This window comes from Aeriscardovia aeriphila (assembly GCF_002259595.1).
Lineage (GTDB): Bacteria > Actinomycetota > Actinomycetes > Actinomycetales > Bifidobacteriaceae > Aeriscardovia > Aeriscardovia aeriphila.
Genome location: NZ_MWWU01000001.1, coordinates 173635 through 187556, shown reverse-complemented (window position 1 = coordinate 187556; position 13922 = coordinate 173635). Strand labels below are relative to the sequence as shown.

At 52.6% G+C, this 13922-nt stretch carries 10 protein-coding genes; 7 read left to right on the top strand and 3 right to left on the bottom strand.

What is annotated here, in order from left to right; genetic code table 11:
• The first annotated feature begins 125 nt into the window (after positions 1-125).
• The 6 genes from AEAE_RS00795 (at position 126) to AEAE_RS00765 (ending at position 8326) form a co-directional block, all read left to right on the top strand.
• Positions 126-1409, top strand: coding sequence for an ABC transporter substrate-binding protein (locus tag AEAE_RS00795; protein ID WP_094689273.1), 1284 nt, complete (start codon positions 126-128; stop codon positions 1407-1409).
• A 25-nt stretch (positions 1410-1434) separates the two neighbouring features.
• The gene (locus AEAE_RS00790) at positions 1435-2370 is read left to right on the top strand and encodes a carbohydrate ABC transporter permease (RefSeq protein WP_094689272.1); all 936 of its coding nucleotides are present in this window, start codon (positions 1435-1437) and stop codon (positions 2368-2370) included.
• 22 nt (positions 2371-2392) lie between these two features.
• Complete coding sequence (locus tag AEAE_RS00785; protein WP_420809221.1) at positions 2393-3319, top strand: carbohydrate ABC transporter permease; 927 nt, start codon at positions 2393-2395, stop codon at positions 3317-3319.
• Positions 3320-3843: 524 nt separating this feature from the next.
• Positions 3844-5694 (top strand): alpha-glucosidase, encoded by a 1851-nt coding sequence (locus AEAE_RS00775; protein WP_094689270.1) that lies wholly within the window; start codon positions 3844-3846, stop codon positions 5692-5694.
• Positions 5695-5896: 202 nt separating this feature from the next.
• On the top strand, positions 5897-7387 hold the full coding sequence (locus AEAE_RS00770) for an amino acid permease (RefSeq protein WP_094689269.1): 1491 nt from the start codon (positions 5897-5899) through the stop codon (positions 7385-7387).
• 402 nt (positions 7388-7789) lie between these two features.
• Positions 7790-8326, top strand: a complete 537-nt coding sequence (locus tag AEAE_RS00765; protein WP_094689268.1) for a DUF4186 domain-containing protein — start codon at positions 7790-7792, stop codon at positions 8324-8326.
• A 147-nt stretch (positions 8327-8473) separates the two neighbouring features.
• On the opposite strand, the gene AEAE_RS00760 is transcribed toward AEAE_RS00765, so the two are convergent.
• Positions 8474-9217 carry an SOS response-associated peptidase gene (locus AEAE_RS00760; protein WP_094689267.1) on the bottom strand — a complete coding sequence of 248 codons (744 nt, stop codon included), beginning with the start codon at positions 9215-9217 and terminating at the stop codon, positions 8474-8476.
• A 311-nt stretch (positions 9218-9528) separates the two neighbouring features.
• Positions 9529-9795: a type B 50S ribosomal protein L31 gene (locus AEAE_RS00755; protein WP_094689266.1), complete on the bottom strand. Its 267-nt coding sequence runs from the start codon at positions 9793-9795 to the stop codon at positions 9529-9531.
• A 142-nt stretch (positions 9796-9937) separates the two neighbouring features.
• On the opposite strand from AEAE_RS00755, the gene AEAE_RS00750 reads away from it, so the two are divergent.
• On the top strand, positions 9938-12643 hold the full coding sequence (locus AEAE_RS00750) for a glycoside hydrolase family 31 protein (RefSeq protein WP_244569570.1): 2706 nt from the start codon (positions 9938-9940) through the stop codon (positions 12641-12643).
• Positions 12644-12845: 202 nt separating this feature from the next.
• On the opposite strand, the gene AEAE_RS00745 is transcribed toward AEAE_RS00750, so the two are convergent.
• Positions 12846-13889 (bottom strand): polymorphic toxin type 50 domain-containing protein, encoded by a 1044-nt coding sequence (locus tag AEAE_RS00745; RefSeq protein ID WP_158520446.1) that lies wholly within the window; start codon positions 13887-13889, stop codon positions 12846-12848.
• Between the last annotated feature and the right edge of the window lie 33 nt (positions 13890-13922).

Here is a 13922-nt window from a genome sequence, read left to right as displayed (position 1 = left end):
GCAAAGTTCGCACAGCAACATTTGCACTGCAAATTTCGCTCAGCAATCGTGCTCCAGCTGGTTGTGGGAAAATAAGTTCCTGAGAACGACTGATGAAGTATCAACGAGGAGAAAGGTCACATCCGATGCAGGTACATTCCGGCATGGTCAGGAAGGTGGCCAGGGCAGCAGCAGCTATCGCAGTTTCGGTTGCTACCACGATGTCCCTTGTGGGCTGTGGAGTGACGGGCAGTAATGACGTCACCCTGGACTTCTTCCAATTTAAGGCCGAAGCAAAGAATCAGTTTGAGACTTTGGCTCGTCAGTTTGAAAAAGAACACCCGCATATTCATATCAACATCAACAATTCGGCCAACGCACAGACTGATTTGCGTACGCGCTTCGTGAAGAACCGCGTGCCTGATGTTATTACTTTCAACGGTGATATCAGCTTCGGAACATTCGCTGCTGCAGGCATGTTCCACGATTTCACCAACGACCCGATCGTCAAGAAGCTCAACAAGGGCATGGTTGAAATTTCTCGCAACCTGGTTCAGACCACCGACCCCGCAAAGAAGCGTGTGTATGGTCTCCCATTTGCAGGAAATGCTTCTGGCTACATTTACAACAAGACCGTGTGGCGCAAGTGCGGTGTTGACCCCGAGAACCCACCAGAGACGTGGTCTGGTTTCAAGGCCATTGTCCAAAAGTTCAAGGATTGCGGTGTGAACCCAGTTCAAGCCACCGTTGCTGATGGCTGGACGACGCAGGCTCCTCTTTCCTCTTTCGCAGGAACCACCACTCCTGTTTCCGACTACGACAAGCTGCGCAAGGGTGAGGCAACCTTCAAGGAGATTTGGACCAAGCCAGTTCAACTCACCGTTGAGTTGTTGGATATGTCCACCTCCACCAAGGGCGTGACCTACCAGCAGGGCACTCAGAACCTCGCACAGGGCAAAGCCGCCATCATTCCTTTGGGTACGTACGCCATTCCTCAGGTGCGAATGGTGAAGAAGGATGCAGACCTCGGCTTTGCACAACTTCCTGCTACTGATAATCCTCAGCAGCAGTTGCTGGTTGCTGGCGACGACGTGATGCTCACCATGGGCGCGAACACCAAGCATCCTAAAGAAGCTATGGAATTCATCAACTTCCTGATGAGCGAGAAGTCGCTTAACCAGTATGCCGACGAGCAGAGCGCCATCACTCCTCTGAAGAACACTCACTTTGGTGATCCTGCTTTGAAGACCATTCAAAAGTTCTACAAGGAGAACAGACTCGTCGACTTTGCTGACCATAACATCCCATCCTCCATCAACCTGGGTGGCATGATGCAGACTGCTGTGATTAGCAAGAACGTTCCACAGTTCATTTCGGGAATGCAGAAGGAATGGGACAAGGTTCAGTCCCGTAACTTCTCCTACCTGTGAGCGTGAGTAAAGAAAGGATAGTGAAATGACGTCTACGACAGTTTCCGCCGGTCAGGCTCGCCTTGCAGGTAAGGCCAAGAAGGCAAAGGTTTCTTCCTTCTCTACCCGCCATGTGGATCCGGCTTATTATTGGATGGCCGTTCCTGCAGCAATTTTGTTTGGTCTCTTCTTGTACCTGCCGTTTGTGAGGGGTGTTCTCTACTCCTTCACGAACTCTCAGGGTTACGGAGATTATCACTACATTGGTTTGCGTAACTACGGCGCTTTGTTCCAGGATGACCGCGTGGGCCACGCTTACCTGTTCACCATTGCCATCGCTATTGTGATTACCATTTTCGTCAATGTGATCGCCCTGTTCTTGGCTGTGGCTTTGAACTCCAGGATCGCGTTTAAGAACGGTTTCCGCGCGATCTTCTTCGTGCCATACATTCTCTCCGTGCTGGTTATTGGCTATGTGTTTAAGTACATCTTCATGGCCGTTGTTCCAGCGTGGGGACAGGCATTGCATATTGGTTGGCTGTCGGAATCCATGCTGACATCTGATTCGATGGCATGGTTCCCGATCGTCTTCCTCTCCGTATGGCAGGGTGTGGCTTACTCCACGCTTCTCTACCTTGCAGGTTTGCAAACTATCGACCAGAGCTTGTATGAAGCTGTGTCCCTCGATGGTGCCAACGCTTGGAAGGCATTCTGGCAGCTTACCTTCCCACTGATTGGACCATTCTTCACCATCAATCTTGTTCTGACGATGAAGAACGCAATGAACACCTTTGATCAGGTGGTTGCTTTGACGGGCGGTGGTCCAAACTCTCAGACTGAGACGGTGACGTACTTGATCTTCAACAATGGCTTGACTGGCGGCGAGTTCGCTTACCAGACGGCTAACGCAGTGGTCTTCTTCGTGGTCCTGCTCATCATTGCAGGCATCCAGCTGGCCATCTCCAAAAAGCTTGAGAAGTGAGAAGCGAAAGGTCCTGATGACAATGACAAACGTTTCTGCTGCTCCCATGAGTGGAGCTGACCCTCGTACTCTCGCGACTCGCGAGAAGGCATCGTTGAAGGATGCTAACGGCAAGGCAGTCAAGAGCAAGGATAGGCATACCGTTAACTGGCCTTTGACCATTGTTTTGGCTGTGCTCTCCTTGGTGATTCTTGTCCCTCTGTACTTCACCCTGGTGACGGCTCTGAAGACTCCAGCAACAGTTGGTGGCTTCGACTGGCCAAGCAAGATGCACTGGGAGAATTTCTCGACTGCAGCTCAGATGGTTGACCTGGGTCACGTCGCCTTTAACTCTCTGATTATCACTGTTGCTGCTGTTGTTCTCACGCTGATGACGAACACCTTCGTAGCTTATGCAGTGGCAAGGAACCAGGATAAGAAGTTCTTCCGTTTCCTGTACTTCTTCTTCATTGCTGCTATGTTCGTGCCATTCCAGGTTCTTATGCTTCCTCTGGCAAAGCAGATGGGTATGTTGCACTTGGATAACCGCATTGGCCTGATCATTTTGTACGTGATCTTTGGCTTGGGTACGAACCTGTTCATCGCAACGGCATTCATTAACTCGATTCCATTCTCTTTGGAAGAGGCAGCTCGTATTGACGGCGCTGGTACGTGGAAGATCTTCTTCACGATTATCATGCCTCTGATGGGACCAATTAATGCCACCATTGCGATTACCACTACTCTGTGGGCGTGGAACGACTTCCTGATGCCATTGATTGTGATGACTGATGCGTCGAACACCACTATCCCTCTGGCACAGTACGTGTTCTCCAGCCAGTTTGCTACGAACTACCCAGTGGCATTCTCCTCCTACTTGATGGCTATGCTTCCTGTTCTGGTGGTTTACGTCATCTCGCAGAAGTGGGTCATTTCTGGTGTGATGCGTGGCGCTGTGAAGGGCGAGTGAGCTTACTGAGCCTTTGCTCACCGATGTAACTGAACCTTTTCGTAAGGCCGAGTCACTGTTGTGGCTCGGCCTTTGTGTTTCTGTCGTTTTACTGCTGTGATCACCATGAGGTATCCATGCTATGAGAAGAAAGCAAAAAAAGAAGAGCATCAATACATTACAAGCCGTGTTACGAAGTCATTAAAATAATAGAAATAAATAACAGAAGGAAGAGTAGAGAAAAAAGATTATCATTGATGGTAATAAAAAGAATATTAATGGCAATAAATAAATCTGAAAAGAGTATATTAAATGAATAATTCAAAGTAAATAATTGAATTGAAAGAGTGCTCACTTCGTCATTTTTACTATCTGCCGAAGGTCCTGAATAGCGAATTCCCCCCTCATATTGTCGGAATTAATTATTGTGGTGAGGGTGAGGGAAAGAAGCCTGCGCATTACAAAAGCGACGTAAAGTGCCTTGTATAGTCTCTGAATTATTTTTATAATGAAAGAAAATAGGAGGTAAGAGAGAAAGGTCAAAGATGACTGCTCAGAATAGGCTGTCAGTGCCTGATTCCATCCATACGAACGGAGCAACGCCAAACCCGTGGTGGTCGAATGCTGTGGTGTATCAGATTTACCCGCGCAGTTTCCAGGATACGAATAATGATGGTTTGGGTGATTTAAAGGGTATTACTTCTCGCCTGGATTATTTAGCTGATCTGGGTGTTGATGTGTTGTGGTTGTCTCCTGTGTATCGTTCTCCTCAGGATGACAATGGTTATGATATTTCCGACTATGAGGATATTGATCCCATGTTCGGCACTATGGCTGATATGGATGAGTTGCTCGAGCAGGCTCATGCGCGTGGTTTGAAGATTGTGATGGATTTGGTGGTTAACCATACCTCGGATGAGCATGCGTGGTTCCAGGCTTCTCGCGATAAGAATGATCCTCATGCTGATTGGTATTGGTGGCGTCCAGCACGCCCGGGGCATAAGCCAGGCACTCCAGGCGCAGAACCAAACAATTGGGGAAGCTACTTCGGTGGTTCGGCATGGCAGTACGACGAAAAGCGAGGAGAATACTTCTTCCATCAGTATTCCAAGAAGCAGCCTGACCTCAATTGGGAGAATCCTGAGGTTCGCAAGGCTGTGTATGCGATGATGAATCGTTGGCTTGATCGCGGCATCGACGGCTTCCGCATGGACGTCATCACCCAGATTTCCAAGCGTATTGATTCTCACGGTCGCCTTCCAGGCGAGCCAGGCAGCGAATTGGAAACAGAACCTGCTGGTGCTGACGGCTTCTCCAGCCCTTACCCCTTCTGCTCGAATGGCCCTCGTTTGGATGAGTTCTTGAAGGAAATGCGCCACGAAGTGTTTGAAGGCCGTCAGGGCTTCCTCACCGTAGGTGAAGCGCCAGGTATTGAAGGTAAACGTCAAGAGGAGATCACCAATCCTGATAATCATGAGTTGGACATGCTCTTTATCTTCACCCATCTGGACGACCCACAAGGTAGGCCAAAGTGGGATGCTCCAGCTCAAAGCCCGCTTGACCTGAAGAGGAGCTTGGGTAAACAACAGGAGTCTGCCGCTGGCAAGGGTTGGAACTCTTTGTTCTTGGATAACCATGATCAGCCGCGTATGGTCTCCCGTTTTGGTGACGATTCGACGGAAGAGCTGCGCGTGCGCTCGGCTAAAGCGTTGGCTTTGCTTTTGCATATGCATCGCGGCACTCCGTATATCTATCAAGGCGAAGAGTTGGGTATGACAAACGTCCGTTTTGACAAGCTCTCCGACTACCGCGACCTGGAGTCCATTAATCTGTATCACCAGCGCATTGAAGCTGGGGAAACGACTCCAGAGAAGATGATGGAAGGAATTTACCGCGTGGGCCGCGATAATGCTCGCACTCCTATGCAGTGGGATTCTTCCACTTTCGCTGGTTTCATGCCAGCAGATTCTGACAATGAGCCATGGATTAAGGTGAACCCGAATAAGGATCACATCAATGCTCAGGCTCAGATGGATGACCCCAACTCGGTGCGTGCCTTCTACAAGCAGCTGATCGACCTTCGTCATCACGACATGGTGGTAGCTGCTGGCTCCTGGCAGCTTGTTGCTGCTGATGACAAGAATGTGTATGCATTCACACGCACTCTTGCTCCTTACACCGACGACAAGGGAGAGAAGCATGAAGGCCAGCAGTACCTGGTGATGGTCAACATGAGCTCGACCTACTCGCTGATCCCTGTTGAGTGCCAGCAGCTGTTGGAAGGAAAGATTGGCCCAACCCGCGTGGTGATTGCCAACGATGATGCTTCTAACATTGCAGGCTCTCTGCTCAACGAACGTCTGGACCCATGGGAGGCTCTCGTCACCCGCCTGTAAAGCTAACGGATCGCGCGCGTGTTCGCTACTGGTCGAGTCCGGTGACCAGTGCTGGCAGGCTGCGCAGACACCGTGAGAGAATGGCTCTAGTTTCGTGTTAGAGCCATTTTTCTTATGTGCTTCAGTGAGCCTGAGTGCTAGCCTGTGAAGGTACGAATATTAGCTTGCAAGCCGGTACGGTGGCGCGAGCTCAAGGAGGACTATGACTACCCCATCCGGCCAAGACGGTGAGATTAACATCGATTATGCCAATCACAATCGTTTTGCTACGGACTCCCAGGGTGAAGATGGTTTCGAGCGCAGCCTGACTGGCCGCCACATCCAATTCATCGCCATTGGTGGAGCTATTGGCACTGGCCTGTTCCTTGGCTCAGGAAAGTCCATCGCTCTGACCGGCCCTTCCATCGTTGTGGTCTATATGCTCGTTGGCGCGGTGATGTTTGTTCTCATGCGTGCCATCGGCGAAATGCTCTACCAAGACCCGACGCAGCATAGCTTTATCAACTTCATTGGCCGGTATTTAGGCTCAGGGTGGGGGCGCTTTGCTGGCTGGTCGTATTGGCTGGTGCTGCTCATCATCGGTATGACCGAGCTCACCGCAGTCTCGCAATATTTTGTCACGTTCTTCTTAGGCTTCGGTGTTAATCTTGCGCCATGGCGTTGGCTTATCGAGGTCTGTACCGTCGCGCTGATCCTGCTCATCAACTTGATTTCGGTGAAGACTTTTGGTGAAACAGAATTTTGGTTCGCCATGATCAAAATCAGCCTCATTATTGGCATGATTATCACTGGCATTGTGATGGTTATTACGCACTTTAGCTACCCTGCCCATGTTGTTCAAGGCGTCGCCATCCCGGCTGGGCAGGCAAGTGTCACCAATATTTTCCAAGATTATCAGCTCGCTCCCAACGGGTGGATGAGCTTTATTCTCAGCTTCCAAATGGTCTTCTTCGCCTATGAGACGATTGAGCTTCTCGGCAATACTGTTTCCGAGACGAAGGACCCTCGCCATGTGCTGCCCAAGGCAGTCAACCAGATTATCAACCGTATTTTGATCTTCTATGTGGGTGCTCTGCTTGCCATTATGGCGATTGTGCCGTGGAAGATGTTTAAGCCGGCTGCAGATGGCAGCTTTGCTTCGCCGTTTATTATGGTCTTCCGCTTTGCGGGTGTGAACTGGGCGTCGGCTCTCGTGTTCTTCGTGGTGATTACGGCTGCGATGAGCTCGATGAACTCGCTGGTGTTTACCGCCGGCCGTCAGCTGTATGCGGTGGCTCGCAGAAGCCATGAGCCGAAGTTGAAGGCGCTGGTGAAAGTGTCCCGCCATGGCGTTCCTGCGCGCGCGATCATGCTTTCTGCGGCGATTATTTTGGTTTCTCCTGCGCTGAGTTTGCTGCCGGGTTTGCCAGCGCTGTTTACCCTGTTCTCCTCGACCTCGTCGGCGGTGATTATCGTCATCTACGTGTTGGTGATGATTGCGCATATGCGTTATCGCCAGAGCGAGGATTTTTTGGAGGATGGCTTCTTGCTGCGCGGCTATCAGGTGTGGGATCGCGTGGCGATTGTGTTCTTCTTGTTCGTGTATGTCACGCTGTTTTTCAGCTCGGAGACATTATTGCCTGCGCTCTTGGGCTTGGTGTGGTTTGCTGGTTTTGGTACGTTCAGTCTCCTCACCGAACGGCGGAAAGGGTAATGTCGAGAGATTTCCGAGAGGATCATAAACAAATGGTGACAATCAGTCTAATTTTTAAGGAAATTCACAGGAAAAACCTCTTGGCAGAATGAAAATCCTATTTAATAATGGTGGGGTCAACAGTGAGTGATCCTTCTGGTGACCATGCTTCGGCATGATAATTGAATCTTTCTTCTTCTCTCATAGTATGGCCGGGGCTTCTCTCTCCCCGGCCTTATTTTTTGCCCGCGCCCGGGCGGGGTGCGCTAGGCCGCGGCTCGGGCTGGGTTGGTAGCTCTAGGCCGCGGCGCAGGCGGGTTGGGCCGTGGCGCTGTGTGCCTCCCGAGTCCGGGTGAGTCGTGCCTCCTGCACTGACGAATTGGGGCTGAGAACAGTGATAATGGAAGAGGAAGAAGGTAGCACATGGTTCACAATCTCGATAACGCCCAACAGTTGAGCTTTGACTTCGATGAGGACGATAACGACAGTGATAATCTTGAGAAATTCGGGAAAGCTGAGCCAGTAGTCAGCGAAGCGGTGATGCCAGTAGTTTCCATCGATGCAGCAACGCAAGAATGGGTGGAAAACTGCTTTTACCGGCTTGCCCATTCGAAATTCCGCTCCAGCTTCCGCTTAAGTAGCGCAGACCTTGACTATGCGCTCAAAAAAGGCCCAGTCACCATCCACCAGCATGCGCGTCAATTCCTCACCCAGCGCCTGGCGGCGGCAAACCCCAGCAATGACGGGCGGCAAACACCCTGGCGAGGCCATCCTGTATTCACCGCCCAACATGCTACGGCAACCTGCTGCCGCGGATGCATGCACAAGTGGTGGGGAGTCAAGCAAGGCGTACCGCTTACTCCCGCGCAAATTGAACGTTTCAGCGTGCTCATCATGACGTGGATCAGTGCGCAAGTCAACGACGAGACGCTCACCGACGGGCGCAACGTTGGACGGTAAGAGGGTCGCAGGCCAGGGTCGCGCTGTTCACTAGAGCTCGCGGTTTACAGGACCCGCAGAATCAGTGGGTAGCCAAGGTACACTCTGTAAGCAGGGAAGGAGCCGAGGATGACCGTATTGAAGGCAAGTTGGAAGGCCCTGCTGAGCTTATTCGTCGAAGGGGAGACTTGATTGTGCGGGAGACCACTCGTTAGTCAACTGCTCGCCGTCACCTTTCAGTGGCGCCACACGATGCTGGTCAAGCTCGGGCAGAAGGCTTGTGGAAAGGCGCTGGAGCTCAGGGAAAATTTCACGTCCCGGCACGCTTCTATTCAGCCAGTCCGGCACAAGATTATCAGGGACAAAAACAGGCATGCGCGAATGAACCTGAGCGGGTTCGCCTTGAGCTTGTTGAGTAAGAATGGTTGCGCTCAGCCGCGAGGAAAAATTCTTACCAGGAACCGGGTACACGTACCCACGCTTACTGGCTTCTTCCTCGCTCAGTTCGCGTTCAGGCCACCACGAGTAGAGGCCAGCTAACCACAGCGGTTTTCCGTCGGTGAGCGAGAAATAATACGGTTCGCGCCCGCTTTTCCACTCGTAGTAGCCGCTCACCGGAATGATAGCTCGCATACGCTCAGCGCTGGCAGCGTAGGTGGGCTTGCTCAGCGCGCTTTCCACACGAGCGTTGAAGGTGGGGTAGGCCAGATGCGCAGTAGAGGAAGTTGTGGGAATCAGCGACCAATACGCGCTGACAATCTTGGTATGGCCTTGAGCTGTAGCAAGGGCGATGGCGATGCTACTTTGTGGGCTGATATTCCAGGAAGGGTGGGGCAGGTGAGGGGCGAGTTCGGCGTGAAGTAGTTCGCCGATGAGACTGGGCTCCCAGGCTGCAGCAAAGCGTCCGCACATTTCTCCTCCTCATTGATGGCCGCGCGGCTGGGGTTGGCTGGTGGCCGCACTGGGCAGGTGCTACCGGCGGCTGTTTGTCGCCAGCATACGTCGTAGCCAGTATCGGCGGCCCGCGTACCAGCAGGCTGCGCTTTGGGTATGAAAAAGCCCGCCAGAACTCTTGCGATGAGCTCTGCCGGGCTGTGACGTGACTTCGTCAGAGGCTGAGCGACACGGTGAAAAACTTACCCGCTAGCATAAGTAAGGCTTCCTCCGACCTCAAAGTGGCAAACTTTCAGGCGCTCAAACGAACTGCACGTGAGCAGACGTGCTCAGTTCTTCTTCCTCTTGCCGTAACGAGCCTCGAACTTGGACACCTGGCCGGCGGTATCGAGAACGGTGCGCTTGCCGGTGTAGAACGGGTGAGAAGCGGAGGACGTGTCAACGTCGATCAGCTTGTACTCGTTGCCATCTTCCCAGGTGATGGTCTCGGTGTAACGAGGGTCGTTCACCAGGGTGGACTTGGTCATGAAAGTAAGGTTGCCGGTGCGGTCGCGGAAGACCACTGGGCCATACTCTGGATGAATATCCTGCTTCATAATGCCTTCTCTTTCGTACGTACGAGAATACAAACTATCTTTATACCATGAGCAGCCTACAGATGAAAGCCTGGCTGGCCAGTTGCCTCAACACGAACATCTTTAGATTTTCACCGTGCATGCCAAGATAGAACGCATGAATATGAACGAGAACAAAGGTGTCCCAGCAAACGATGTGCTGCGCTCTTACCTCGCCTCGGCCACCCCGCAGATGAATGAGGAGACCGTTATCCAAGGCGAGCACTGGCGCATTGGAATTCTCTCCGAAGCGCTCGTGCGCGTGGAATGGTCGGAATCAGGCCTGTTTGAAGACCACGCTACGCAGATTGTAATGAACCGCAGCTTCGGCCGTACTCCAAAGTTTCACGTGACACATAACAGTGATAATCTCGTGGTCATCGAAACCCCAGCACTGACACTGAGTTACAACAAAAAGCCTTTCAGCTCTGAAGGCCTGAGCGTTGCAGCAAAAAGATCGACCAGTCACTACCGAATTTGGCATTACGGCGATGGTGACCACAACGGAAACCTCGGCGGAACAGCGCGCACCCTCGACCAATGCGACGGCGCAACCACGCTCGACAAGGGCGTTGCTTCCCGCCACGGCTGGGCAGTTATCGACGACTCGCACTCCAACGTGTGGCGTGACATGCCCACCATCCCTGACGGGCCAAGCCAAGGCAAGGCAAACCCTTACGGCGTATGGCTCACCCCGCGCAGCCACCAAGAAACCGACATCTACATTTTCGCGCATGGAAATGAGTACGCCAGCGCCGTGCAGGACCTCTACCGCCTGACTGGGCCTCAGCCACTGCTGCCACGCTGGGCTCTGGGCAACTGGTGGAGCCGGTACTACCGCTACTCACAGAGCGAATACGAGCAGCTGATGCGCGGTTTCCGTGAAGAGAACTTGCCATTTAGCGTTGCTGTTCTCGACATGGATTGGCACCTCGTTGATATCCCAGCGCAGTATGGCCACGGCTGGACTGGTTACACGTGGAACAAAGAGCTGTTCCCCGACCCTCCCGCCTTCCTCAAGAGCCTGCATGACATGGGAATGCACGTCACCCTCAACGACCACCCTCGCGACGGCTACCGCAGCTTCGAAGACGGCTATGCTGAAGCCGCGCAAGCTATGGGCATCGACCCGGATAGCGGCGCAACCGTGAATTTCGACATCGCTGACCCGCTGTTCTTGCGCACATCGATGCATATGCATCATCGCTTGGAAAAGCAGGGTGTTGACTTCTGGTGGATCGACTGGCAGCAAGGCTCACTTTCGCGCGAACCGGGGCTTGACCCTCTGTGGATGCTCGACCACGCTCACTACTGCGATTCGGGCAGGGATGGCCACTGGCCACTCACGTTCTCGCGGTACGCGGGAGTCGGCTCCCACCGCTACCCGGTTGGCTTCTCTGGTGACACAGTGATTTCGTGGGATTCCTTGAAATTCCAACCGTACTTCACTGCTACAGCCTCGAATGTGGGCTACGGCTGGTGGAGCCATGACATCGGCGGGCATATGTTGGGAACGCGCGATGACGAGTTGGAAGCGCGCTGGTTCTGGCTCGGTACTTTCAGCCCGATTAACAGGCTGCACAGCTCCGCCTCTGATTTCCTGACCAAAGATCCTCGCTCCTTCGCCGAGCCTGCTCGCTCTTCGATGAGCGCTGCGCTGCGCTTCCGCCAGCGCATGCTGCCGTACCTGTATTCGATGAATTGGCGTGCGCATGAGGCTGGGCTTCCTGTGGTCGAGCCGCTGTATTGGGTGCATTCTGACCCTGAGGCTTACGCTTTCCACGACGAATTCTACTTTGGTACTCAGCTTCTCGTCGCCCCGATTGTTGACCCTGCTGACGAGTTCACGGGTATGGGTTCTGCTCAGGTGTGGCTGCCTGCTGCCAGTGATAACGCTCCGGTGATGAGCGGCGAAATGCTGCGCGAAGCCGATTCGAAGGGTGCGATCATACCCAAGGATGCTGCTGCTGGCGACACTTCCCACATTGACGCTTCTACCACTACCGAAGCCTCCGCACCTCACCTGTGGTTCGACATTTTCACCGGCCGCGCTTACGAGGCACCTCAGGCTCGCCATCTTCGCGTATTCCGCCCGCTCAACCAGATTCCTGTTTTCGCCCGTTCTGGCACCGTTCTGCCGCTTCTGCCTGACACTGCTCAGGCTTTGCAGGCGGGCACGTCGAACCCTCGCGCGCTGGAAGTTCTACTGATACCTGGCGCTTCTGGCTCGTTTGAGCTCGTGGAAGACGACGGCATTTACCAGCCCGATTCCTCCCAGATTCACACCGCGCGTACTCGCTTGACGTGGAACTGGCAGGCTGGCACTTTCCACGTTTCTTCCCCGCAGTTCTCCTCGCAGCAGCAGGCTGGCATCCTCCCCGATTCGCGCAACTGGAGTGTGTGCGTTCGTGGCGTCGCTCGCCCTGATAATCTTGAGCAAATTCGAGCCTATGCGACCAACGCTTCTGGCCAGCGTTCTGAAGTGGCTGCTCACGCTTCCTATGACGAGCGCACGTTGAGCTTGCTGGTCAGCTGTGAGGCGGTGGCGAGCTCGGCCGAGCTGGACGTCGACCTTCCAGGCCTCAAGATTGCCACTAACCCGCTCGTTTCTGACGCTTTTGATGTTCTCAATCGCGCCAAGATTAACACTTTGACGAAGGACCTTGCGATGAATGAGATCTCTCGTTTTGGTGTGGGTGCTCTGGCCTCTTTTGCTGCTTTGGAGAGAGATAATACGCGCGAGCAGGTTGCGGGTGAGCCGCCTATTTGGAAGTCGCATATGCCGTCTACGGTCATCGCTGCTCTTGCAGAAGTGCTGACTCGCAGTTAACCTCGAGCGCTCGGTCTGAGCAGGAAATGATTCATTCTCGCTAGCCGAGAATCTCAATAAAAGAAAGTAATCCCCGATTAACAGCAATGCTAATCGGGGATCGTTGTATATGCAGCTTAATCGTTCGCACGAAACGAATAGCTGATGCCTTGTCTACCTTGCCTCGAGTTCGATTTTGCCAGGAGGTAGTTCAGGAAGGCGTTTATGGCATGCGATCGAGGATAACCGGGTTCAACGGCTCGGCAGGCACAATCCACGTTCCCTGATCGGAGTAGTGAATGATGCCTTGGTGGGATAACCGCTTTCCGCAGGTGTGTTGATTAACCCACATACCAACATATTGAGGGTAAGAAGCGAGTTCTCTCGTTCGTGACAATCTCGTTCCATACCCTGCCTTTTCGTTGATCATGTACTGAGCAGTTTTCTCATCGCCATTGAAAATACTGACATTTCTTGGAATATCGTGTCTTTCATTCGAATAATCGGGGATGTTTAATCCTTCTCCATGGCGATCAGAGGAGATTGGGAACAGAACTCGACCTGTCTGCGAGGTGACCTGTTGGGGCATATCCATGTAGTTAACGGTGATGAAAAGCTTCTTCGGGTCGTCGCCAAAAGCGTGAGGTCCCAGCGAAATGACGTCATCTACCTGGTAGACGAGCTCATAATAGTCGTTGTCGTCAGTCGTTTGGGAATCGTATGACGTCAGATAGGTGCAGCGATACTTCTCTCCCGTGGCATATTCAAAGGTCAACTGGTAATCCAGGTGAGCGTGAGAGTAAGAGAAGAGAATATCCGTCGTGTAGTCCTCCTCCTCGTGGTTGTAGAAGAAGTGCGACGGCACAGTTTCCTCATCTGCTGTATTGGCAGCGTTCTCTTGCTCGATCATTTCAGCGATCTTTTTCTGCTCTGCTGCTGAAGGAGGGAAAATCCTCTTACCTTGAGAATTGACCACTTGAGATGGCATATCATGGTAGTTCACGAAGACGAGGTTCCACCCATGTGCAGTATGGGGGCCTTCTTGGAAGAGAGTTTTCACCGCATACTCAAGCTCCCAGTAGGTTTCATAGTGAGGATCATCGGTAGGGTAATCGTCTGAATTATCTGCATCGTCACAGTCCATGAAAACAGAGGAAAATGATTCGCCATCCGGGTAAGTAAACGTAAGCAGTTCTTCTTCATGTTCGCGCGCATAACGGGTGAGAATGTCGACGGTCCAATATTCTTCGATATGTTCGTAACGCATAGGAGACCCTCCTTGGCCTTCTTCCTGAGTTAG